At 72.8% G+C, this 22,711-nt stretch carries 18 protein-coding genes and 1 tRNA gene; 14 read left to right on the top strand and 5 right to left on the bottom strand.

Annotation, left to right across the window (positions count from 1 at the left end; translation table 11 throughout):
* The first annotated feature begins 16 nt into the window (after positions 1-16).
* Positions 17-2,755, top strand: coding sequence for a Tat pathway signal sequence domain protein (locus ACH4N1_RS16500; protein WP_398097713.1), 2,739 nt, complete (start codon positions 17-19; stop codon positions 2,753-2,755).
* A gap of 43 nt (positions 2,756-2,798) precedes the next feature.
* Here the strand turns inward: ACH4N1_RS16500 and ACH4N1_RS16495 are convergent, their stop codons facing one another.
* Positions 2,799-5,138: an SCO7613 C-terminal domain-containing membrane protein gene (locus ACH4N1_RS16495; protein ID WP_398097711.1), complete on the bottom strand. Its 2,340-nt coding sequence runs from the start codon at positions 5,136-5,138 to the stop codon at positions 2,799-2,801.
* A gap of 103 nt (positions 5,139-5,241) precedes the next feature.
* On the opposite strand from ACH4N1_RS16495, the gene ACH4N1_RS16490 reads away from it, so the two are divergent.
* Together ACH4N1_RS16490 and ACH4N1_RS16485 are read left to right on the top strand one after the other, a co-directional pair.
* Positions 5,242-5,688: an SRPBCC family protein gene (locus tag ACH4N1_RS16490; RefSeq protein WP_398097709.1), complete on the top strand. Its 447-nt coding sequence runs from the start codon at positions 5,242-5,244 to the stop codon at positions 5,686-5,688.
* Positions 5,689-5,727: 39 nt separating this feature from the next.
* A tRNA-Val gene (locus tag ACH4N1_RS16485) sits at positions 5,728-5,799 on the top strand.
* A gap of 72 nt (positions 5,800-5,871) precedes the next feature.
* Here the strand turns inward: ACH4N1_RS16485 and ACH4N1_RS16480 are convergent.
* Positions 5,872-6,597: a 3'-5' exonuclease gene (locus ACH4N1_RS16480; protein ID WP_398097707.1), complete on the bottom strand. Its 726-nt coding sequence runs from the start codon at positions 6,595-6,597 to the stop codon at positions 5,872-5,874.
* Between the two features lie 193 nt (positions 6,598-6,790).
* Here ACH4N1_RS16480 and ACH4N1_RS16475 point away from each other — a divergent pair, with 193 nt between their 5' ends.
* The 3 genes from ACH4N1_RS16475 to thrS all read left to right on the top strand — a co-directional run bounded on the left by ACH4N1_RS16475 (position 6,791) and on the right by thrS (position 10,648).
* On the top strand, positions 6,791-7,357 hold the full coding sequence (locus ACH4N1_RS16475) for a DUF4365 domain-containing protein (RefSeq protein ID WP_398097706.1): 567 nt from the start codon (positions 6,791-6,793) through the stop codon (positions 7,355-7,357).
* Complete coding sequence (locus tag ACH4N1_RS16470; protein ID WP_398097705.1) at positions 7,354-8,580, top strand: hypothetical protein; 1,227 nt, start codon at positions 7,354-7,356, stop codon at positions 8,578-8,580. Before ACH4N1_RS16475 ends, ACH4N1_RS16470 begins: the two co-directional genes overlap by 4 nt.
* A gap of 91 nt (positions 8,581-8,671) precedes the next feature.
* Positions 8,672-10,648: a threonine--tRNA ligase gene (gene thrS, locus ACH4N1_RS16465; RefSeq protein WP_398097704.1), complete on the top strand. Its 1,977-nt coding sequence runs from the start codon at positions 8,672-8,674 to the stop codon at positions 10,646-10,648.
* 111 nt (positions 10,649-10,759) lie between these two features.
* Here the strand turns inward: thrS and ACH4N1_RS16460 are convergent, their stop codons facing one another.
* A complete protein-coding gene (locus ACH4N1_RS16460; protein WP_398097702.1) occupies positions 10,760-11,431 on the bottom strand; it encodes a potassium channel family protein in 672 nt (223 codons plus the stop codon).
* A gap of 67 nt (positions 11,432-11,498) precedes the next feature.
* On the opposite strand from ACH4N1_RS16460, the gene ACH4N1_RS16455 reads away from it, so the two are divergent.
* Entirely contained in the window at positions 11,499-12,059 is a 561-nt protein-coding gene (locus tag ACH4N1_RS16455) for an HIT family protein (protein WP_398097700.1), read from the top strand.
* Positions 12,060-12,181: 122 nt separating this feature from the next.
* On the opposite strand, the gene ACH4N1_RS16450 is transcribed toward ACH4N1_RS16455, so the two are convergent.
* Both ACH4N1_RS16450 and ACH4N1_RS16445 read right to left on the bottom strand, forming a co-directional pair.
* Positions 12,182-13,831 (bottom strand): hypothetical protein, encoded by a 1,650-nt coding sequence (locus ACH4N1_RS16450; protein ID WP_398097699.1) that lies wholly within the window; start codon positions 13,829-13,831, stop codon positions 12,182-12,184.
* Between the two features lie 187 nt (positions 13,832-14,018).
* The gene (locus ACH4N1_RS16445) at positions 14,019-16,214 is read right to left on the bottom strand and encodes an elongation factor G-like protein EF-G2 (RefSeq protein ID WP_398097698.1); all 2,196 of its coding nucleotides are present in this window, start codon (positions 16,212-16,214) and stop codon (positions 14,019-14,021) included.
* A gap of 342 nt (positions 16,215-16,556) precedes the next feature.
* Between ACH4N1_RS16445 and pgsA the strand changes: the two genes are divergently transcribed.
* The 7 genes from pgsA (at position 16,557) to ACH4N1_RS16410 (ending at position 22,558) form a co-directional block, all read left to right on the top strand.
* On the top strand, positions 16,557-17,243 hold the full coding sequence (gene pgsA, locus ACH4N1_RS16440; RefSeq protein ID WP_398097696.1) for a phosphatidylinositol phosphate synthase: 687 nt from the start codon (positions 16,557-16,559) through the stop codon (positions 17,241-17,243).
* Complete coding sequence (locus tag ACH4N1_RS16435) at positions 17,240-18,148, top strand: phosphatidylinositol mannoside acyltransferase (RefSeq protein ID WP_398097695.1); 909 nt, start codon at positions 17,240-17,242, stop codon at positions 18,146-18,148. The genes pgsA and ACH4N1_RS16435 overlap by 4 nt, the downstream gene beginning before the upstream one ends.
* Positions 18,145-19,311: a glycosyltransferase family 4 protein gene (locus ACH4N1_RS16430; protein ID WP_398097693.1), complete on the top strand. Its 1,167-nt coding sequence runs from the start codon at positions 18,145-18,147 to the stop codon at positions 19,309-19,311. The genes ACH4N1_RS16435 and ACH4N1_RS16430 overlap by 4 nt, the downstream gene beginning before the upstream one ends.
* Before the next feature lie 168 nt (positions 19,312-19,479).
* A complete protein-coding gene (locus ACH4N1_RS16425) occupies positions 19,480-20,034 on the top strand; it encodes a hypothetical protein (protein WP_398097692.1) in 555 nt (184 codons plus the stop codon).
* Between the two features lie 202 nt (positions 20,035-20,236).
* Positions 20,237-21,142 carry a pyridoxal 5'-phosphate synthase lyase subunit PdxS gene (gene pdxS, locus ACH4N1_RS16420; RefSeq protein ID WP_356567268.1) on the top strand — a complete coding sequence of 302 codons (906 nt, stop codon included), beginning with the start codon at positions 20,237-20,239 and terminating at the stop codon, positions 21,140-21,142.
* A gap of 6 nt (positions 21,143-21,148) precedes the next feature.
* On the top strand, positions 21,149-21,757 hold the full coding sequence (pdxT, locus tag ACH4N1_RS16415; protein ID WP_398097690.1) for a pyridoxal 5'-phosphate synthase glutaminase subunit PdxT: 609 nt from the start codon (positions 21,149-21,151) through the stop codon (positions 21,755-21,757).
* Positions 21,758-21,805: 48 nt separating this feature from the next.
* Positions 21,806-22,558 (top strand): YebC/PmpR family DNA-binding transcriptional regulator, encoded by a 753-nt coding sequence (locus tag ACH4N1_RS16410; protein WP_363091346.1) that lies wholly within the window; start codon positions 21,806-21,808, stop codon positions 22,556-22,558.
* Positions 22,559-22,711 lie beyond the last annotated feature (153 nt).

The raw sequence follows: 22,711 nt of genomic DNA, 5'->3' as shown, positions 1-22,711 counted from the left end.
GGAAAGGCAGCATCCCATGTCTCCCATCCCCCGCAGGTCCCTCCTCAAGGCGGCGGCCGTCGCCGGAGCCGCCGCACAGTTCTCCTGGGCGCTAGGGACGAAGAACGCCGAGGCCGCCCCCGCGGCGGCGCCCGCGGACGCCGACCCGGTCACCCTGGACTGGCTGGAGGACGGCGGCCTCGGTGCCGCCCCCGGTTCCACGCTCGGCGTGCCCTGGCCGATGGGCGTCCACCGGGAGGACCAGACCTTCGCGCTGACGGACGCCGACGGCAAGGCCGTCCCCGTACAGTCCTGGCCGATCGCCTACTGGCCGGACGGATCGCTCAAGTGGACCGCCCACGCGGTCAGTTCGGGCAACGGCAAGCTCACCCTGGCCGCCGGGGCGCCGGCCGCCCCCGCCAGGAAGGTCACCGTCGACAAGAGCGGCGGCACCATCGACGTGTCGACCGGTGTCATCACCGCGAAGATCGGCAAGTCCGGCGCCACCCTCGTCAAGTCGATCACCCGCGGCTCCACCGAGATCGCCAGGAACGGCCGTCTGGTGCTGATCCGGCAGCCCGAGATCGAGGACGGGGACCAGGGCGCCGTCAAGACCGAGCGCTTCGACGGGGCCGTCGACGCCGTCACCGTCGAGCAGGAGGGCCCGGTCCGCGCCGTCGTCCGCATCGACGGCAAGCACCGCAAGGGCAGCCGCAGCTGGCTGCCCTTCTCGATCCGCCTCTACTTCTACGCGGGCGCCGACTCCTTCCGCATGGTGCACACCATCACCTACGACGGCACGCAGGAGCCCGGCAAGGCCAGTGGCGACTTCATCCGCGGCCTCGGCGTGCGCTTCACCGTCCCGATGCGCGACGCGGCCTACGACCGTCACATCCGCATCGGCGGCGAGGGCACCGGGCTGCTGCGCGAGGCCGTCAAGGGCATCACCGGCCTGCGCCGCGACCCGGGCGCGGCCGTGCAGGCCGCCCAGTACGCGGGGGAGAAGCTGCCCGACCCGGCCACCTGGGACCAGCGGGTCACCACCCGGCTCCCGTACATCCCCGAATGGGGCGACTACACCCTGTCCCAGCTCTCCGCCGACGGCTTCACCGTGCGCAAGCGCACCGGGAAGGGCCACGGCTGGATCGGCGCCGGCGGCGGCAGGCGCGCCTCCGGCTTCGGATACGTCGGCGGGGCGAGCGGCGGACTCTCCTTCGGGCTGCGGGACTTCTGGGAGAAGTTCCCCGCCCAGCTCGACATCCGCGACGCCCAGACCGAGGAGGCCGAGGTCACCCTCTGGCTCTGGTCGCCCGAGGCGCAGCCCATGGACCTGCGCTTCTACCACGACGGCATGGAGCAGGACACCTACGCCGAACAGCTCGAGGGCCTCAACATCACCTACGAGGACTACGAGCCCGGCTTCGGCACCCCCTACGGCATCGCCCGTACCTCCGAACTCCTCTTCTGGGCCAACGAGTCGACGCCGACCCCCGCGCAGCTCGCCGAACAGGTCGAGGCCGTCCGGGTGCTGCCCCAGCTCGCCGCCCCGCCCAAGCAGCTCATCAAGGCCCAGGTCTTCGGTCCGGGCCTCTACTCCGAGCCGGACCGCTCCACCCCCGCCAAGGCGAAGATCGAGGACCACCTCGACTTCCTCTTCACCTACTACAAGGACCAGGTCGAGCAGCGCCGCTGGTACGGCTTCTGGGACTACGGCGACATCATGCACACCTACGACACCGTGCGGCACCAGTGGCGGTACGACATCGGCGGCTACGCCTGGGACAACTCCGAGCTGTCGCCGGACCTCTGGCTCTGGTTCGCGTACCTGCGCAGCGGCCGGTCGGACATCTTCCGCTTCGCCGAGGCGATGACCCGGCACACCGGCGAGGTGGACGTGTACCACCTCGGCCAGTGGGCCGGCCTCGGCACCCGGCACGGCGTCCAGCACTACGCCGACAGCGCCAAACAGCAGCGCATCGCCAACACGACGTACCGCCGCTACTACTACTTCCTCACCGCCGACGAGCGGGTCGGCGACCTCATGCACGCCAACGTCGACTCCGACGAGACGTTCCTCGTCCTGGACCCGATCCGCAAGATCCGCACCGAGCCGTACACCCCCGACCGGCACGCCCTGTCGATCGGCTTCGGCACGGACTGGAGCGGCCTGGTGTCGGCCTGGCTCACGGAGTGGGAGCGCAAGGGCCCCAAGTGGGAGAAGGCCAGGGCCCGCGTGCTGTCGACGATGGAGACGATCGCCGCCCAGCCCAACGGCTTCGTCCAGGGCACCGGCCTCTACGACCTGGACACCGGGAGGTTCGCCGTCGCCGAGAAGCCCGCCGTCGGCGTCTCGCACCTCTCTGCCGTCTTCGGCCTCAACGAGCTGTGCGCCGAGCTGATCCACCTCGTGGACATGCCGAAGTTCAACGAGGCCTACTTCGACTACTGCCGCTACTTCAACGCCACCAAGGCCGAGCAGGCGGCCCGCTACGGCTCCAACTTCGGCACCCTGCTGCTGTTCCAGGGCCACTCCCGCCTCGACGCGTACGCCGCCGTGCGGACCGGGGACGACAAACTCGCCAAGCGGGCCTGGGAGAAGTTCTACAACTCCGACGGCTACAAGGAGTCCGCGCCCTGGAAGACGGAGGCACTGAGCGGGCCCGTCACCCTGGTGCCGGGCAGTGAGGCCGCATGGGTGTCCACCAACGACACCGCGCTCTACGGCCTCGCCGCCATCGAGAACCTGGCACTCCTCGGCGACAGGATGCCGTCGTAGGGGAGCGGTCCGCGAAGGCCGGTTCCCCGCGGGATGTCCTGGGCTAGTTCATCCTGCCCAGGACATCCCGCACGTGCCGGACGTCCCGCAGCCGCCGCTCGTACGTCGCGCCCACGGCGAGCAGCAGGACTCCGCCGAGCGCGGGGGGCACCCAGCGGGGCAGCGCGTCGGCCACCTGCACCAGGTAGGGGGCCAGTTCGTGGAGGGCGTCCAGTACCAGCACCGAGCCGCCGAGGACCAGCGGGGCCCGCAGCCGGTGCCGGGCGCCGAGCAGGGTGACCAGCAGGGCGGCCGCGCCCAGCAGCAGCGGGCGCGGCCACTGCGGGTCGCTCCAGGCCGCGGCGAGGCTCGGCACCAGGGTCGCGGCCAGGCCGGGGCCGTACGCCGTCCACGACCCGGTCAGCGGGTCGCGGCGCCGGCGCCAGGCCCCGACGAGCAGCGCAGGCACGGTCACGGGAAGGGTGTACGCCTCCGGGGTGGTGACGTCCCAGGCGGCGAGCCTGACCCAGGCGGCCAGCAGGAACAGGGCGGCGGCCGGGTACGCGGCCCGACGGCGGTCGGGCCGGGCCGCCGTGCCCGCGGCGATCACGCCGCAGGCCGCCAGCACCGTGGCCAGCATCGGCGCGTCGGGCGCCGCCAGGCCCAGGGCGAGCAGCGCGGCGGCGGCTCCCGTCACCTCGACCGGCACGGTCGCCGCCGACGCGCCGAGCCGGGCGGCGGCCAGAGCAGCGGCCACGGGGACGCAGAGAACGAGCAGCGCCGTGTGGGACGGCTGCCAGCCCGCCGCGGCGCCGGCCGCGACGGCCAGCGCGGTGGCGTACCCGAGGGCGGCCGGCGCCGCGACCGGGGCGAGGCGCGGCCACCGGGACGCCGTCGCACACGACACGGTCAGCGCCGACAGGACGGTCAGGGTCGCCGACTGCGTCGCCAGGGAGAGGAACGCCAGGTGGAGCGAGCCGGCCAGAGCCGGCCACGGCGTCGGCAGGAAGGCCGTCGCCACCGTCACGGCACCCAGCATCGCCAGGGCCGCGACATAGGGCAGCCCGAGCACCGCCGGGAGGGCCACGCAGGCCGCCCAGGCCAGCACCGGCGCCCCGGTCCGCACCCACGGCCGCCGGGCCCCGTGCCGCCCCGCCAGGAACAGGACACCGGCGACGGCCACCAGGACGAGGAGGGCCTGCCCCGCGTACGGCGGCCACGGCGTGTGCACGGTGACCGCGGCACGGGCGTCCGACGGCTCGCCCCGCCAGGGGCGCTCCGCCCAGCCGAGCGGTCCCAGCAGCGTGACGACCACCAGCGGCACCGCCCACAGCAGTGCGAGCGCCTGCACGGCGGCGGCGGCCCGGACCAGTCCCTGCCGCACCGGCTCGGGGAGCCGGTCCGCGCGCACCGCCGCCGACAGCGCGACGCCGAACGCCAGATGGACCGGGACCGCCCAGCCGGCGGGCAGGGCGGCCCGCAGCGGGCCGCCGGCCGCCGCCACCAGCAGCAGACCCCCGGCGACCGCCGTGCCCGCCGCGACGCCCGGCTCCGGCAGCCGCGCGGCCGCCACCAGCGCGATCACCGCCGCGAAGGCGAGGAGCGCCGCCGCGCGGGCGGCGTCGCCCGGACCGCCGGCCGTCCACGACAGCCAGCCCGCCGCCAGAACGCCCCAGCCGCCCAGGCCGTACCCGCCGGCGGTGGCGGTCACCCGTACGGCACCGCCGGCACCGGCCGGCAGCACCAGCGCCAGGACCGTGTCCAGACCGGCCGTCACCAGCAGCGCCGTGGCGACCGCGTACGGGTCCGCGCCCGCCGCGACCGACCAGAGGGTCAGGGGGAGCTGGGCCGCCACCAGCGCCGCGGGCAGCGGCAGCCGCAGCGCGCCGAGACCGCGGCCGTACGCCGCCCAGAGCCCGGCGAGCACCGCCGCCGCGCCCGCCGCGTAGCCCGTGCCGTCGGTGCCGGCGAGGGCCGCCTCGTGCAGGGCGTAGGCGTCCAGCACCGTCAGGGCCAGGCCGAGACCGGCCACCGACTCCGCCGTCGAGCGCAGTCCGCGCCGCAGCAGCGGCAGCGGCGCGGCGAGCACCGCCAGGGTGACCGTGCCGAGCACCAGGGCCCGTCCGGTGATCCCGAGGTGCCCCCAGCTGACGAGCGTGAACGCGACCGCCGCGACGGTGAGCAGGATGCCGCCGAGCAGCAGGAGCACGTTCTGGACCCGTGGGGCGCTCGCCTCGGGGCGCGGCGCGGCCGGGGGCAGGGGCGGCGCGGCCGGGCGCGACGACTGGAGCGAGGCGAGCAGCCAGGCGCGGCGCGCGAGCAACTGGGCCCGGCGGGCGTCCAGTTGCCACAGCTCCGCGTCGAGGAGCCGCAGCTCCTCGGCCGGGGGCGGAAGGTGCGTCATGGAACGGAGTGTGGCCCCCGTCCCGCCGTGGGGCATGAGCGTGGCTACTCAGGGCGTACTCAGATCCCGGCCTTCCCGGCCCGCGGGCGGGCACACTCGACGCATGGACCTCAACCACTACCGTTTCCTCAGCCGGTGGCCGCTGCCCGCGCCGCCCGCCGCCGTCCACGCGGCGCTGGAGCGGGTCGAGGACTATCCGCGCTGGTGGCCGCAGGTCCGCGAGGTGACCCGGCTGGACGGCGCCACCGGTGTCGTCACCGTCCGCTCGTTCCTGCCGTACGGCCTGACCTTCACCGCGCGCGAGGTGCGGCGGGACCCGGTGGCCGGGGTGCTGGAGATCGCGATGGCCGGGGACCTCGAGGGCTGGGCGCGCTGGACGGTCACCGCGCACGGCTCCGGGAGCCTGGCCCGCTACGAGCAGGTCGTCGACGTCACCAAGCCGCTGCTCAGGAGGTTCGCCGTGCCCGGGCGCCCGCTGTTCCGCGCCAACCACCGGCTGATGATGAGAGCCGGGCGGCGCGGCCTGCTCCGGTATCTCGAAGCGGTTTGAAGGATCCCCGGGGGGACCTGTATTGTTCAGTCCGTTCCCGGGCGATTAGCTCAGTGGGAGAGCGCTTCGTTCACACCGAAGAGGTCACTGGTTCGAACCCAGTATCGCCCACCGGAAAAGGCCGGTCCGCATCACGCGGACCGGCTTTTTACATGTTTCCGTGGGCCGGCCGGGCGCCCCGCGTCACGCCGCCGCCGGCAGCGCCGGGCGCAGCGGCCAGGACGTGTCCACCGTCTCGGGGGTGCCGCTGTGCGCGAACCACGCCTGGAGCCCGCGGGCCTGCGCCGCGTGCCAGGACGTCTGGAGCGCGTGCAGCTCGGCGGGGGACAGCCGCTCCAGCCGGGCCGCGAAACGCCGGCCCAGCGCCCGCACCACCTCCAGCGCGGCCAGCGCGTCCGCGGCCGCGTCGTGCGCCTCGGCCAGCGTCACGCCGTAGTGCCCGCACAGGTCGGTGAGCGTGCGGCGGCCCTTGCGGTAGCGGTCCAGGTGCTTGTCCAGGACCCGTGGGTCCAGCACCCGCAGCGGCGCCGGCTCCAGCCAGTGCCCCAGCGTGGACGCGCGGTGCCGGCGCAGCTCGCGGTCGAGCAGCGTCAGGTCGAACGGTGCGTTCATCACCACCAACGGCCGCCCCGCCGCCGCCTGCTCACCGAGCAGTTCGGCTATCTCGTACATCACCGGCGCCGGCCAGCGGCCGTTGCGCTGAAGGTGCTCGTCCGTCAGACCGTGGACCGCCGTCGCCCCTTCCGGCACCGGCACGCCCGGGTTCACCAGCCACCGGCTCACCCGGGGCCGGTGACCCGGCGCGTCCTGCACGACCAGCGCGGCCGACACGATCCGGTCGGTCTCGACGTCGACGCCCGTCGTCTCCGTGTCGAAGGCCGCCAGCGGCCCCTCGTACCAGCACGTCATGTCCACCCAACCCCTCACTCGTCCACGGCGGCTGACGCCCCGTCCTCTGCCCGTCTGGTGATACCCGGCCTGTTTGCGCCGTACGCCGGGAGGAGACAACAGGAGTACCGGTCCTGCCAGTTCAAGGGCCTGAAGCGAAGTTCTCCCAGTCCCCGGTGCCGGGGATCCTCATTGCTCGGAAGGCTGTTCGGTCATGGTGACAGCGCAGCCCGAACGGGGCGGGCTGCTGCCCGAACTCACGGGCCCTCCTCGCGGATCGCTCGCCACCACGGCGTGCATGGAGACACTCCAGGTCGGTTATCTCCACGCGGTCGCCGCGGCCGCGGGCTGTTCGCTGTCCCAGCCGTTCCCCGACAACGGCATCGACTGGCACGTCAGCCACAGCGCCCCCGGACACACCGTCGACGACGAGGTGACCATCAAGGTGCAGCTGAAGGCCACGTACCAGCTCCCGCCCGACCCCCCGGGGCCCTTCTTCTCCTTCACGCTGGACAACGACCACCTGCGCAAGCTCGCCCGCACCCCGGTGTCGGTCCACAAGATCCTCGTCGTGATGATCGTCCCGCGGTCCCGGGACCAGTGGCTGCGGGCCGGACACGACCGGCTCGACCTGCGGCACTGCTGCTACTGGGTCAACCTGGCCGGACATCCGGTCACCGGCCGGTTCCGGACCACCGTGCGGATCCCGACCGCACGGATCTTCGACGACCGGGCGCTGTGCGAGATCATGACGCGGGTCGGGACGGGAGGCAGACCATGACGCACCGCCCGCTGCAGGAGCCCCTGAGGCCGGTACGGCCGCACCCCGTCGACTCCTCCTGGAACCGGCCCCCCGAGGCCGCCGAGGTCGACCCGGCCGTCCTCGGCGCCCTGCTGCGCCGGCACGGCTGGCAGCGCCGCGGCGGCGCGGCCGGCCGCTACGGCCGCTGGACCCCGCCCGGACCGGGCGGCGCCGCGACCAGCCTGCTCGTACCGGAGAACCGCGCCTTCCCCGACAGCGACGACCTGCTCGGCGAGGCGCTGCTGGCGCTGGAGCGCAGCCAGACGCCCGCCGCCCGCGAGGTCCTCCTCGCCCTGGCCGTGCCGAGCGACGAGATCCGCTGGTGGCGGGAGACCCCCTCCGGGCCCGCCGAGACGGCCGGAACCACCTCCTGGGCGGTCGAGGACCGGCTGCGCGACGCCGCCCGGCAGATGCTGCTCGCCGGCGCGCTCGCCACCCGCGCGCGGGCCGGCTACCACGGCGCCCGCCACCGGCGGTCGGCCGGCGCCATGCTGGAGAGCGTCCTCGTCGGCACCGCCGCCGACGGCCGCCGGCTGACCGCCTTCGCCCCCGTCGGCACCGCCCGCCCCCTCGCCGTACGCCTCCACCAGGCGCTCCACGCCGTCCGCGAGGCCATCGACTACCGGCGCGCCACCGGCGGCATGGACGCCTTCGACGGCGCCGTCGAGGCCGGTGCCAGCCGTGAGCTGACCGAGGCGCTCGTCGCCCTGGTGCGCGGCACCGAGGGAGCCCGGATCGCCGTCGAGTGGGCGCCCGCCGCCGGGGTCCCCGAGGACTGCGCGGCCGGTGCCGAACCCGTGGAGTTCTCCCCCGGAGACCTCACCGCCCTGCGCGAGGCGGGCGCCCGCTACCTGCGGGAGGAACCCTCCGTGTCCGTGCGGATCACCGGCACCGTGGTCCGGCTGCGCAGGTCGGGGCCGCGCGGCGAGGGCGGCGTACGGCTGCGGGTGCTCGCCGGGGCCGAGGTCCCGCAGGTCCGGCTCACCCTCGACGAGGAGGACTACCGCATCGCCGGCCAGGCCCACCTGGTCGGACTGCCGGTGCGGGTGCAGGGCCGGCTGGAGAGCCGGGGCGGGTTCCGCAGGCTCACCGGCGCCCACGGCGTGGTCCCGGTGCAGGTGGACGACGCCGAACGGGACCGGCTGATGAAATCGCTCCAGGAGAACCTGGACTTCTTCGAGGAGGCCTGCGGAGGGGAATGATTTCGCGGAGGGCGGTCCCGGGTCGGTACGATCGCCTCTTGCGTGGCGATGTGTCCCGGGCCGCGCTTCCGCCTTCAGTCAGGAGAGACCGGTGTCAGACGTCCGTGTGATCATCCAACGCGATTCCGAGCGGGAAGAGCGCACGGTGACGACGGGCACCACGGCCGCCGATCTCTTCGCCGGTGAGCGCTCGATCGTCGCCGCGCGCGTGGACGGCGAACTGAAGGACCTCGCCCACGAACTGCGCGACGGCGTGACCGTCGAGGGCGTCGAGATCTCCTCCCCGGACGGTCTCGACATCCTGCGCCACTCCACCGCGCACGTCATGGCGCAGGCCGTGCAGGAGCTGTTCCCCGAGGCCAAGCTCGGCATCGGCCCGCCGGTCAAGGACGGCTTCTACTACGACTTCGACGTCGAGAAGCCGTTCACGCCCGAGGACCTCAAGGCCGTCGAGAAGAAGATGCAGGAGATCCAGAAGCGCGGGCAGCGGTTCTCCCGCCGGGTGGTGACCGACGAGGCCGCCCGCGAGGAGCTGGCGGACGAGCCGTACAAGCTGGAGCTGATCGGCCTCAAGGGCGCCGCCTCCCATGACGACGGCGCGGACGTCGAGGTGGGCGCCGGCGAGCTGACCATCTACGACAACCTGGACGCCAAGACCGGCGAGCTGTGCTGGAAGGACCTCTGCCGCGGTCCCCACCTGCCCACCACCCGGCTCATCCCGGCGTTCAAGCTGATGCGCAACGCGGCCGCCTACTGGCGCGGCAGCGAGAAGAACCCCATGCTCCAGCGCATCTACGGCACCGCCTGGCCGTCCAAGGACGAGCTGAAGGCGCACCTCGACTTCCTCGCCGAGGCGGAGAAGCGCGACCACCGCAAGCTGGGCAGCGAGCTGGACCTGTTCTCCATCCCCGAGCAGATCGGCTCCGGCCTCGCCGTCTTCCACCCCAAGGGCGGCATCATCCGCCGGGTCATGGAGGACTACTCGCGCCGCCGCCACGAGGAGGAGGGCTACGAGTTCGTCTACACCCCGCACGCGACGAAGGGGAAGCTCTTCGAGACCTCGGGCCACCTGGACTGGTACGCCGACGGCATGTACCCGCCCATGCAGCTCGACGAGGGCGTGGACTACTACCTCAAGCCCATGAACTGCCCGATGCACAACCTGATCTTCGATGCGCGCGGCCGCTCCTACCGCGAACTGCCGCTGCGCCTCTTCGAGTTCGGGACCGTCTACCGGTACGAGAAGTCCGGCGTCGTGCACGGTCTGACCCGTGCCCGCGGCTTCACCCAGGACGACGCGCACATCTACTGCACGCGCGAGCAGATGTCGGAGGAGCTCGACAAGACGCTCACCTTCGTCCTCGGCCTGCTGCGCGACTACGGCCTGACCGACTTCTACCTGGAACTGTCCACCAAGGACCCGGAGAAGTTCGTCGGCTCCGACGAGGTCTGGGAGGAGGCGACCGAGACGCTGCGCCAGGTCGCCGAGAAGCAGGGCCTCCCGCTCGTGCCCGACCCGGGCGGCGCCGCGTTCTACGGCCCCAAGATCTCCGTCCAGACCAAGGACGCCATCGGCCGCACCTGGCAGATGTCGACCATCCAGCTGGACTTCAACCTGCCGGAGCGCTTCGACCTCGAGTACACCGGCCCCGACGGCTCGAAGCAGCGCCCGGTGATGATCCACCGTGCCCTCTTCGGCTCGATCGAGCGGTTCTTCGCGGTGCTCCTGGAGCACTACGCGGGCGCCTTCCCGGCCTGGCTGGCCCCGGTGCAGGCGATCGGCATCCCGATCGGCGACGCGCACGTGGAGTACCTGGAGAAGTTCGCCGCGGCCGCGAAGAAGCAGGGGCTGCGGGTCGAGGTCGACTCCTCCTCCGACCGCATGCAGAAGAAGATCCGCAACGCCCAGAAGCAGAAGGTGCCCTTCATGGTCATCGCGGGCGACGAGGACATGTCGAACGGCTCGGTGTCCTTCCGCTACCGCGACGGCTCCCAGGAGAACGGCATCCCGCTCGACGAGGCCGTCGCGAAGATCGCGAAGGTCGTCGAGGAGCGCGCGCAGGTCTGATCCACCGGATGCGGGGCCCCGGGGAGTCCGCTCTCCGGGGCCCCGTCCCGTCCTCGTGGAAGCGGCCTCCCGGGCCCGGGGGCCATCGCCCGGTGGTCACCTTCCCGGTGGTCACCTTCCCGGCGGGCGTCCGGCATCGTCCCCCGGCTCGCCCTCGCGCGAGAAGACCTGGATCAGCCAGGACGAGAAGGAGCCGGTCACCGCGCCCAGCAGGGCCAGGCCGCACGCCATCAGGCCGACCCCGACCAGCCTGCCCATGGGAGTGACCGGTACGACATCGCCGTAGCCGACGGTGGCCAGGGTCGAACAGGCCCACCAGACCGAGTCGCCGAACGTGTGCATCTCCGTGCCCGGCGCCCCGCGCTCCTCGGCGTACACGGCGAGCGAGCCCGCGAAGCCGAGCAGCAGCGTCGACACCCCCGCGTAGAACATCACGCGCGCGTGCAGCGACAGCCGTGGCTCCCCGCGCCGATGCAGTACCGCCTCGTAGAGCCGCACGATCCGCAGCGGGCGCAGCAGCGGCAACAGCACCACCAGGGTGTCCAGCGCGTGCCGCCGCACGAAACCCGGGCCCTGTCCGCCGAGCCGCCAGCGCACCGCGTAGTCCACCACGAACAGCGCCCACGACGCGAGCAGGACCGCCAGACTGCAGTCCCGCCAGGCGTCGGCCAGGTCGGGGGCGAGAACGAGGACGGCGTACCCGGCGAGGTAGGTCAGCGAGGCGAGCGAGAGGAGCATCTCGGTGCGTCGTTCCCAGCGGATCACACGGCTGTCTTCGGTCATCGGCCCAGCCTGGCCCCCGTCGCGTTCGCGCTCCCCCCGCCGACACGCCGCGAACGGGCGAAGCCATATGCTGCCTAGCATGACGAGTGAGCCGGAGCAGCAGATCGGAGTGGGGACGCAGGACGCGTTCCAGCGCCTGTGGACGCCCCACCGGATGGCCTACATCCAGGGCGAGAACAAGCCCACGGGTCCCGGAGCCGACGACGGCTGTCCGTTCTGCGCGATCCCGGCGAAGTCCGACGAGGACGGCCTGGTGGTCCGGCGCGGAGAGCACGTGTACGCCGTGCTGAACCTTTACCCGTACAACGGCGGCCACCTGATGACCGTCCCCTACCGGCACGTCGCCGACTACACCGACCTGACCGGGCCGGAGACCGCGGAGCTGGCCGAGCTGACCAAGCAGGCGATGACCGCGCTGCGCACCGCGTCCGGCGCCCAGGGGTTCAACATCGGCATGAACCAGGGGTCGGTCGCGGGCGCCGGCATCGCCGCGCACCTGCACCAGCACATCGTGCCCCGCTGGGGCGGCGACACGAACTTCATGCCGGTGGTCGGCCACACGCGCGTGCTGCCGCAGCTGCTGGCGGACACCCGCAAGATGCTGGCGGAGGCATGGCCGGCCACTTGACGGCGGGGGCATGACCAGCCCGTCCGGCGCTTGAGGACGAGGCCGTCCAGGCCGACAGCGGGGGCCTGGGGGCGGCAGCCCCCAGCACCCCGGCCACCTCGAACCGTCCCACCGCCGGAGGCCTACGCGTCGTAGGTGTCGGCCTTCTTCGGCGTCAGGTCCTGCACCGCGCCGCTGAGGGCCGACGAGCGGGAGCTGAACTTCTCGATGTCCACGTCGTGCTCCTTGAGCACCCTCAGCGCCGCACTGTGCACCACCCTCAGCACCGGCGTCGCCGCGCGCAGCGCGTCGTCGGCCATGAAGCGGTGCCGCCACGGCTGGTCGGCCCAGGCGTGCCGCAGGCCGAACGGCTCGGGCAGGCCTATGGAGCCGCCGAGCCAGTTCAGCAGCGGCGGGTACCAGCTGATCGTGGCGCGCGCCGCCACCCGCACCACCTCGTCGGCGGTGACCAACGGCAGGCTGACCTTCCGCGTCTCCCAGAACCGGACGGTCTTGGCGACCTCCTTCGTGGGCGCCTCCGGCTTGGAGGTGAACAGGGAGTTCACCGGGCCCAGCGCATGACCGGTGACCTCGATGCGCAGCGTCTCGTGCAGCACGGTCACGGTGATCAGCATGGTGATGATCAACTGGCCGTCCCACAGCGGCCACTGCACGCCGAGGTAGTGCCGGTCGCCGCCGCCGAACTGCTGGTTGTTGCAGATGTCCTCCACGGCCCTCGGCTTGACCTGGTACGCCTCCACGTCGGTGCCCTCCGGCCGGGCCACCGCCTTGGCGTTCTCACCGACCGGCGTGACGATCCAGTGCCGTACCGAAGGAGGCGGGAAACCGCCGGTCTTCAGGCTCTGCCGGTGCAGCAGCTGGAGCTGGTCGTGGATGGCCCGGACCACCGTCCAGCTGCGGAACTCGTGGACGCCCTTGACGGGGTCGAGCGGGGTCAGCTCCTCCGCGAGGTGCCAGGCGCCCCAGCGGGTGCCCATGCCGAGGATCCCCTTGGGGCCGGCGTAGAACACCGAGTTGGACTGCTGCTCGGCGCTCAGCCGGGCCAGGGACTGGCGCAGTTGCTCGGCCGCCGTCTGGTTGGGGCTGGTCGGCACCGCCTCGGGGACCTTGGCGCCGACGCTGCCTCCCGACAGCAGGCTGTCCCAGCGCTCGCGCAGGTCCTTCGCCGTGCCCTCGCAGATCCGTTTGGCCAGGAACCAGCCGGCCACCGGCGCGACGACCGCACCGCGCGCGTACCACCCGGCCAGGCCGGAGAACGGCATCTTGAGGAGGAAGAGCGCGGCGAGCGCGGCGACGGCCACGAGCAGCCCGGTGGCCAGCCCGGAGACCCGCTTGTCGCCCGCCTTCGTCATGGTGGCCCGGAGCTGGAAGACCAGCAGCCACACCAGCAGCCCGGGCAGGAACAGCAGCCCGCACACGATCATGATGCCGGTGAGCTTCTTGTCGCGCTCCCGGCGGATCCGGTTGGCGGCCAGACAATGCTCGACGACCACCTGCGGTTCACTGCCGAACGACTGGATCAGCGGCTTGCGCCCGACGCCCAGCATGCGGTCGACCACCGCCTGGGAGAACGCCTCGCCGAGGTTGGGCCGGAAGATCCTGGCCCAGCCGCGGCCGGTGGAGACCGTCGACTGGTGCCACTCGTTGTCGGCCTTCTTGATGTCCTCGACGGGGTTGTCCCGGTAGGCGGCCGACGCCAGCGCGAAGGTCGGAGTCTGCCCGCCGTCGCCCTGCTGCGGCACCTGTGGCCCGAAGAAGTCCCCCACGGTCATTCCCGCCCCCGATCGCCGCCACTGTCGCTCCTGCGGCCTTCCCGACTTCCGTGCTCCGCACACCTGTTGATCAGGTCATCAGCGTATATCCAGGCACGGACATCCGTCGGCGGACGGCCGAAGCCGCCCGCCACGGTGGAAGAACGCGTTCCGCACCCGTCACTTGAGGATGACCGCGTCCCAACCCCTACGCCGCCCGCTCCTGTTGACGGAGCCGCTCCGCCACCTGCGCCGGCATCGGCTCGTGCCGGGCGTACGCCCGGTGGAAGCGGGCCGTGCCGTGCGACAGGGAACGCAGGTCGACCGCGTACCGGCCGATCTCGATCTCGGGTACCTCCGCGCGCACCAGCGTGCGACCGCCGCCGCTCTGTTCGGTGCCCAGGACCCGGCCGCGCCGCCCCGACAGGTCGCTCATCACGGCGCCCACGTACTCGTCGCCGACCAGCACGCTCACCTCCGCCACCGGCTCCAGCAGATGGATCCTCGCCCCGGTCGCGGCCTCCCGCAGCGCGAGCGCCCCGGCCGTCTGGAAAGCGGCGTCGGAGGAGTCCACCGAGTGCGCCTTGCCGTCGACCAGGGTCACCCGCACGTCGACGAGGGGATGCCCCGCGGCGACGCCCCTGGCGGCCTGCGCCCGTACGCCCTTCTCCACGGACGGGACGAACTGGCGCGGCACCGCGCCGCCCACGACCTTGTCCACGAACTCGACGCCCGAACCGCCCGGCAGCGGCTCCACCTCGATCTCGCAGATCGCGAACTGCCCGTGCCCGCCGGACTGCTTGACGTGCCGGCCGCGCCCGGCGGAGGCGGCGGCGAACGTCTCCCGGAGGGACACTTTGTGCGGGACGACGTCCACCTGTACGCCGTAGCGGCTGCGCAGCCGTTCCAGGGCGACGTCCGCGTGGGCCTCGCCCAGGCACCACAGCACCACCTGGTGGGTGTTCTGGTTCTGCTCCAGCCGCATCGTCGGGTCCTCGGCCACCAGCCGGGACAGCCCCTGCGACAGCTTGTCCTCGTCGGCCTTGCTGTGCGCCTGGATGGCCACCGGCAGCAGCGGGTCGGGCATCTGCCACGGTTCCATCAGCAGCGGGTCGTCCTTGGCGGAGAGCGTGTCGCCGGTCTCCGCGCGGCTCAGTTTCGCCACGCACGCCAGGTCGCCCGCCACGCAGTGCGTCAGGGTCCGCTGCTGCTTGCCGAAGGGCGCGGACAGGGCGCCGACGCGCTCGTCGACGTCGTGGTCCTCGTGGCCGCGGTCGGTGAGGCCGTGCCCGGACACGTGGACGGTCCGGTCGGGGCGCAGGGTGCCGGAGAACACGCGCACCAGCGAGATCCGGCCGACGTACGGGTCGGAGGCCGTCTTCACGACCTCCGCGACCAGCGGGCCGTCCGGATCGCACAGGGCCGCCGCGCGCGGCTCGCCGCCGACCGTGGTGACGCGGGGCGCCGCACGCTCCAGAGGCGTCGGGAAGCCCCTGGTGACCAGTTCGAGCAGTTCCACGGTGCCGATGCCCTGCCGGGCGCCCTCGGCGGCCGGGGCCGCGGCCAGGACGGGGAAGAACGTGCCGCGCGCCACGGCCCGCTCCAGGTCCTCGATCAGCGTCTTCACGTCGATCCGCTCGCCCCCGAGGTAGCGGTCCATAAGGGTCTCGTCCTCGCTCTCGGCGATGATCCCCTCGATCAGCCGGTCGCGGGCCTCCTCGATCCCGGGCAGCACGTCCTCGCCCGGCTCGGACTCCTCGCGCGCGCCGGAGGAGTAGTCGAACAGCTTCCGCGACAGCAGTCCGGTCAGACCCGTCACGGGCGCGTGCCCGTCCGGCGCCCGCGGGCCGTGCAGCGGCAGGTACAGCGGCAGCACGGCGTCGGGGTCGTCGCCGCCGAAGGCCTCCGCGCAGATCCGCGTCATCTCCTCGAAGTCCGCGCGCGCGGCCTCCAGGTGCGTGACGACGATCGCCCGGGGCATCCCGACGGCCGCGCACTCCTCCCACACCATCCGGGTCGAGCCGTCCACACCGTCCGAGGCCGAGACGACGAAGAGGGCCGCGTCCGCGGCGCGCAGACCGGCCCTCAGCTCCCCGACGAAGTCGGCGTACCCGGGGGTGTCGAGGAGATTGATCTTGATGCCGTCCCATTCGACCGGCACCAGGGAGAGCTGCACCGAGCGTTGCTGGCGGTGCTCGATGTCGTCGTAGTCGGAGACGGTGCCGCCGTCCTCCACGCGGCCCGCCCGGTTCACCGCCCCCGCCGTCAGCGCGAGAGCCTCCACCAGGGTCGTCTTGCCGGATCCGGAGTGGCCGACCAGCACCACGTTCCGTACGGATGCGGGGTGGTCGGCCGCCGTGGCCCTGCCGGCGGCCCCGGGGTGTGTGTTCGCCTTGTCGCCCATTTCTCCGCCTCCCGTGCACGGTGAGGTCATCGGGGCGCGGACCCGGCGGCTCCTCCCTCCCCCGGATTCCACCCGGGGGTGACCCCCGGCGGTGGCGGCTCCGGCGACGTCCGCGGTCCTTCGAGCTTTCCACTCCCGTCACGGCGCGTCCATACGGAGGACGCCCGAGGCCCCCGGCGCGGCCGTGACACGGGCACCGGAACGACCCGGCCGGCCCCCGGACGCGGTCCGGCCGTGACACCGGGCCCGGGTGCCCGAGGGCCGCGCACGCGCGCGCGTGGCTACGATGGGCCAGCCGGTGGCCAGCAGGGGCCGCGCGGTCATACAACCTTCGGGAAGGCCATGCTGAACAAGTACGCGCGTGCATTCTTCACGCGTGTCCTCACACCGTTCGCCGCGTTTCTCATCCGCCGGGGCGTGAGCCCCGACACGGTCACGCTGCTCGGCACCGCCGGCGTGGTCGCGGGCGCGCTGGTCTTCTACCCCAGGGGCGAGTTCTTCTGGGGCACGGTCGTGATCACGCTGTTCGTGTTCTCCGACCTCGTCGACGGCAACATGGCCCGCCAGCTCGGCCGCTCCAGCCGCTGGGGCGCCTTCCTGGACTCCACCCTCGACCGGGTCGCCGACGGCGCGGTCTTCGGCGGGTTCGCCCTCTGGTACGCGGGTCACGGCGACGACAACGTGCTGTGCGCCGTCTCGATCTTCTGCCTGGCCAGCGGCCAGGTCGTGTCGTACACCAAGGCGCGCGGCGAGTCGATCGGGCTGCCGGTCGCGGTCAACGGGCTCGTCGAGCGCGCCGAGCGGCTCGTGGTGTCGCTGGTCGCCGCCGGGCTCGCGGGCCTGCACGCGTTCGGGGTGCCGGGCATCCAGTACCTGCTGCCGGTCGCCCTGTGGGTCGTCGCCGTCGGCAGCCTGGTCACGCTGATCCAGCGGGTCGTCACCGTACGGCGCGAAGCGGCGGAGGCCGACGCGGCGACCGCGGCGGCCGCGGCGAAGCCCGAGCCGGAGGGGCGGGAGACCGCCCAGTGAGCGCACGTGACCAGCTGGCCGACGGGCTGTACGGGCTCGGCTGGAGCACCGTCAAGAAGCTGCCCGAACCGGTCGCGGTCCGCCTCGGACGCACCATCGCCGACCTCGCCTGGAAGCAGCGCGGCAAGGGCGTCCAGCGCCTGGAGAGCAACTACGCGCGCGTGGTGCCGGACGCGAGCCCCGAGCGGCTCGCCGAGCTGTCCCGCGCGGGCATGCGCTCCTACCTGCGCTACTGGATGGAGTCCTTCCGCCTCCCCGCCTGGAGCCCGGAGCGGATCGCGTCCGGGGTCGAGGTCAAGGACCTGCACCACCTGACCGACGGCCTCGCGGCCGGCAACGGCGTCATCGTCGCGCTGCCGCACCTGGCCAACTGGGACCTGGCCGGCGCCTGGGTCACCACGAAGCTGCGCATCCCGTTCACCACGGTCGCCGAACGCCTCAGGCCCGAGACGCTCTACGACCGTTTCGTCGCCTACCGCGAGGGCCTCGGCATGGAGGTCCTGCCGCACAGCGGCGGCACCGCCTTCGGCACCCTCGCCCGGCGGCTGCGCGACGGCGGCCTGGTCTGCCTGGTCGCCGACCGCGACCTGTCCGCGTCGGGCGTCGAGGTCGAGTTCTTCGGCGCCACCGCGCGCATGCCCGCCGGGCCGGCCCTGCTCGCCCAGCAGACCGGCGCGGCCCTGCTCCCCGTCACACTCTGGTACGACGACTCGCCCGTGATGCGGGGCCGCGTCCACGCCCCCATCGAGGTGCCCGGGTCGGGCACGCGCGCGGAGCGGACGTCCGTCATGACACAGGCACTGGCAGACGCCTTCGCCACGGGTATCGCCGACCATCCGGAGGACTGGCACATGCTCCAGCGGCTGTGGCTCGCCGATCTCGACCCCGCGAAGGGACCCTCGTGAGAATCGGCATCGTCTGCCCGTACTCCTGGGACGTGCCCGGGGGCGTCCAGTTCCACATCCGCGACCTCGCCGAGTACTTCATCCGGCTCGGCCACGAGGTGTCCGTCCTCGCCCCCGCCGACGACGACACCCCGCTGCCGCCGTACGTCGTCTCGGCCGGCCGTGCCGTCCCGGTGCCGTACAACGGCTCGGTGGCCCGGCTCAACTTCGGCTTCCTGAGCGCCGCCCGGGTGCGGCGCTGGCTGCACGACGGCGCCTTCGACGTGGTCCACATCCACGAGCCGACTTCGCCCTCGCTCGGACTGCTGACCTGCTGGGCGGCGCAGGGCCCCATCGTGGCCACGTTCCACACGTCGAACCCGCGCTCGCGCGCGATGCTCGCCGCCTACTCGATCCTCCAGGCCGCCCTGGAGAAGATCAGCGCGCGGATCGCGGTGAGCGAGTACGCCCGCCGCACCCTGGTGGAGCACCTCGGCGGGGACGCCGTGGTCATCCCCAACGGCGTCGACGTCGACTTCTTCGCCCGCGCCGAGCCCAGGCCCGAGTGGCAGGGCCAGACGATCGGCTTCGTGGGACGCATCGACGAGCCCCGCAAGGGCCTGCCGGTGCTGATGGCGGCCCTGCCGAAGATCTTCGCCGAACGCCCGGACGCCCGCCTGCTGGTGGCCGGCCGCGGCGACGAGGAGGAGGCCGTCGAGAACCTCCCGGCGGAACTGCGCCCGCGCGTCGAGTTCCTCGGCATGGTCAGCGACGAGGACAAGGCCCGCCTCCTGCGCAGCATCGACCTCTACGTCGCCCCCAACACCGGTGGCGAGAGCTTCGGCATCATCCTGGTCGAGGCCATGTCCGCCGGGGCCCCGGTGCTCGCCTCCGACCTCGACGCCTTCTCCCAGGTCCTCGACCAGGGCGCCGCGGGCGAACTCTTCGCCAACGAGGACGCGGACGCGCTGGCCGAGGCGGCCGTACGGCTCCTGGGCGACCCGGAGCGACGGGCCCGCCTGCGCGAACGCGGCAGTGCCCACGTCCGGCGCTTCGACTGGTCCACGGTCGGCGCGGACATCCTCTCCGTCTACGAGACGGTGACGGCGGGCGCGGCGGCGGTGGCCGCGGACGACAAGGGCTCCCCGGGACTGCGCGCCCGGTTCGGCCTGGCCCGGGACTGACCCGGGGCGGGCACGGCGGCACCGGCCGGGCGACCCGGCCCGTCCGGCCTCCACCTACGTAGGCCGACGAAGGCCGACGAGGAGGGGGCCGGGGCGGGGCTCCGGGGACGGCGGCCCCCGGCAGCCGCCGGGGGAGGCACCCCGGCCGGGCACGCGGAGCGACTAGCCTTGCCGCCCGTGACCGCAACCCTCATCTGGATCCTCGTCGTCCTCGTCGCCATCGGCCTCTACCTGAGCTGGACCGCGGGACGCCTGGACCGGCTGCACGCCCGTATCGACGCCGCCCGCGCCGCACTGGACGCGCAACTGCTGCGCAGGGCCTCCGTGGCCCAGGAACTGGCCACCTCGGGCGTGCTCGATCCGGCCGCCTCGATCGTGCTGTACGAGGCCGCGCACGCCGCCCGGCAGGCCGAGGAGGAACAGCGGGAGGTCGCCGAGAGCGACCTGAGCCAGGCCCTGCGGGCGGTCTTCGCGGACGCGCAGCAACTGGAGGCCGTCCGTGAGGCGCCCGGGGGAGAGGCCGCGGCGCACGAGCTGACCGAGGCCGTCCTGCGGGTCCCCATGGCCCGCCGCTTCCACAACGACGCGGTGGGCGGGGCCCGCAGACTGCGCGAGCACCGCAAGGTGCGCTGGTTCCGGCTGGCCGGCCACGCCCCCTTCCCGATGGCCTTCGAGATGGACGACGAGCCACCGGCCGTACTGACGGACCGCTCGCGGTCGTGAGCACCGCAGCCTCCGGCGACGCGTCCCGGCTCACGGGGCGCGGGCGGGGACGCGGGTTCCGCTCGGGGCCCCCACCGGGCCACGCCGCGTCCTGCCCCGCAAAAGGATCCACCACCTTCCCATTGGCCCTTGCTGTGGACTGGTCCACTCGCGTTTCCTCGGTGCGGTACAAAACCCTCTTTCCCTTCAGTGAGGTCACCCCGTGTCCAGCACCCAGAACCAGGCCCCCGAGACCGGCACCGCCCGCGTGAAGCGCGGCATGGCCGAGCAGCTCAAGGGCGGCGTGATCATGGACGTCGTCAACGCGGAGCAGGCGAAGATCGCCGAGGACGCGGGCGCCGTCGCCGTCATGGCCCTGGAGCGGGTGCCCGCCGACATCCGCAAGGACGGCGGCGTGGCCCGGATGTCGGACCCGAACATGATCGAGGAGATCATCGAAGCGGTCTCCATCCCGGTCATGGCCAAGTCCCGCATCGGCCACTTCGTCGAGGCCCAGGTCCTCCAGTCCCTCGGCGTGGACTACATCGACGAGTCCGAGGTCCTCACCCCGGCCGACGAGGTCAACCACTCCGACAAGTGGGCGTTCACCACCCCCTTCGTCTGCGGTGCCACCAACCTGGGCGAGGCCCTGCGGCGCATCGCCGAGGGCGCCGCGATGATCCGCTCCAAGGGCGAGGCCGGCACCGGCAACGTCGTCGAGGCGGTCCGTCACCTGCGCCAGATCAAGAACGAGATCGCCCGGCTCCGCGGCTTCGACAACAACGAGCTGTACGCCGCCGCCAAGGACCTGCGTGCCCCGTACGAGCTGGTCAAGGAGGTCGCCGAGCTGGGCAAGCTGCCCGTCGTGCTGTTCTCCGCCGGTGGCGTGGCCACCCCCGCCGACGCCGCCCTGATGCGCCAGCTCGGCGCCGAGGGCGTCTTCGTCGGCTCCGGCATCTTCAAGTCCGGCGACCCGGCCAAGCGCGCCGCCGCCATCGTGAAGGCGACCACCTTCTACGACGACCCGAAGATCATCGCGGACGCGTCCCGCAACCTCGGCGAGGCCATGGTCGGCATCAACTGCGACACCCTCCCCGAGGCCGAGCGCTACGCGAACCGGGGCTGGTAAGCACCCATGGGCGACACCCCCGTCATCGGCGTCCTGGCCCTCCAGGGCGACGTCCGGGAGCACCTCATCGCCCTGGCCGCGGCCGACGCCGTGGCCAGGCCGGTCAGGCGCCCCGAAGAACTCGCCGAGGTCGACGGCCTGGTCCTGCCCGGCGGCGAGTCCACCACCATCTCCAAGCTGGCCGTCCTCTTCGGCGTGCTGGACCCCCTCCGCGCGCGCGTGCGGGCCGGTCTGCCCGTCTACGGCACCTGCGCGGGCATGATCCTGCTCGCCGACAAGATCCTCGACCCGCGCTCGGGCCAGGAGACCGTCGGCGGCATCGACATGATCGTGCGCCGCAACGCCTTCGGGCGGCAGAACGAGTCCTTCGAAGCGGCGGTCGGCATCAAGGGCGTCGAGGGCGATCCCGTGGAGGGCGTCTTCATCCGCGCCCCCTGGGTGGAGTCCGTCGGCGCCCGCGTCGAGGTGCTCGCCGAGCACGAGGGCCACATCGTCGCGGTCCGCCAGGCGAACGCGCTGGCCACGTCCTTCCACCCGGAGCTGACCGGCGACCACCGCGTGCACGCGCTGTTCGTGGACATGGTGCGCGCGAACCGGACACCGGAGTCCTTGTAGGATCTCTGGCGTTCATGCAGAGATGGGTTACGCGAAGGAGACAGGCAGATGTCCGGCCACTCTAAATGGGCCACGACGAAGCACAAGAAGGCCGTGATCGACGCCAAGCGCGGCAAGCTCTTCGCGAAGCTGATCAAGAACATCGAGGTCGCGGCGCGCATGGGCGGTGTCGACCTGGACGGCAACCCCACGCTCTACGACGCCGTCCAGAAGGCGAAGAAGTCGTCGGTCCCCAACAAGAACATCGACTCCGCGATCAAGCGCGGCGGTGGACTTGAGGCCGGCGGTGCCGACTACGAGACGATCATGTACGAGGGCTACGGCCCGAACGGCGTCGCGGTGCTCATCGAGTGCCTCACCGACAACCGCAACCGCGCCGCCTCCGACGTCCGCGTCGCCATGACCCGCAACGGCGGATCCATGGCCGACCCCGGCTCGGTGTCGTACCTCTTCCACCGCAAGGGCGTCGTCATCGTCCCCAAGGGCGAGCTGACCGAGGACGACGTGCTCGGCGCCGTCCTGGACGCGGGCGCCGAGGAGGTCAACGACCTCGGTGAGTCCTTCGAGGTCCTCAGCGAGGCCACCGACCTGGTCGCGGTCCGCACCGCCCTCCAGGACGCCGGCATCGACTACGACTCCGCCGACGCCAACTTCGTCCCGACCATGCAGGTCGAACTGGACGAGGAGGGCGCCCGGAAGATCTTCAAGCTGATCGACGCGCTCGAGGACAGCGACGACGTGCAGAACGTCTTCGCCAACTTCGACGTCAGCGACGAGGTCATGGAGAAGGTCGACGCGTAGCGCCGCTACGAACCGAGCGGATCCGTGGGGGGGGGGGGGGGGGGGGCCCCCCCCCCCCCGGGGGGGGGGGGGGGGGGGGTGGGGGGGGGGGCCGCCGGGGGAGCCCGGCGACGGCAAGGGGGGGGGGGGGCCCCGGCCCCCCAGCCCCCGGCC

This window comes from Streptomyces sp. NPDC017202 (genome assembly GCF_044331705.1).
Taxonomy (GTDB): Bacteria; Actinomycetota; Actinomycetes; order Streptomycetales; family Streptomycetaceae; genus Streptomyces.
This window is presented reverse-complemented; position numbering and strand designations above follow the sequence as displayed.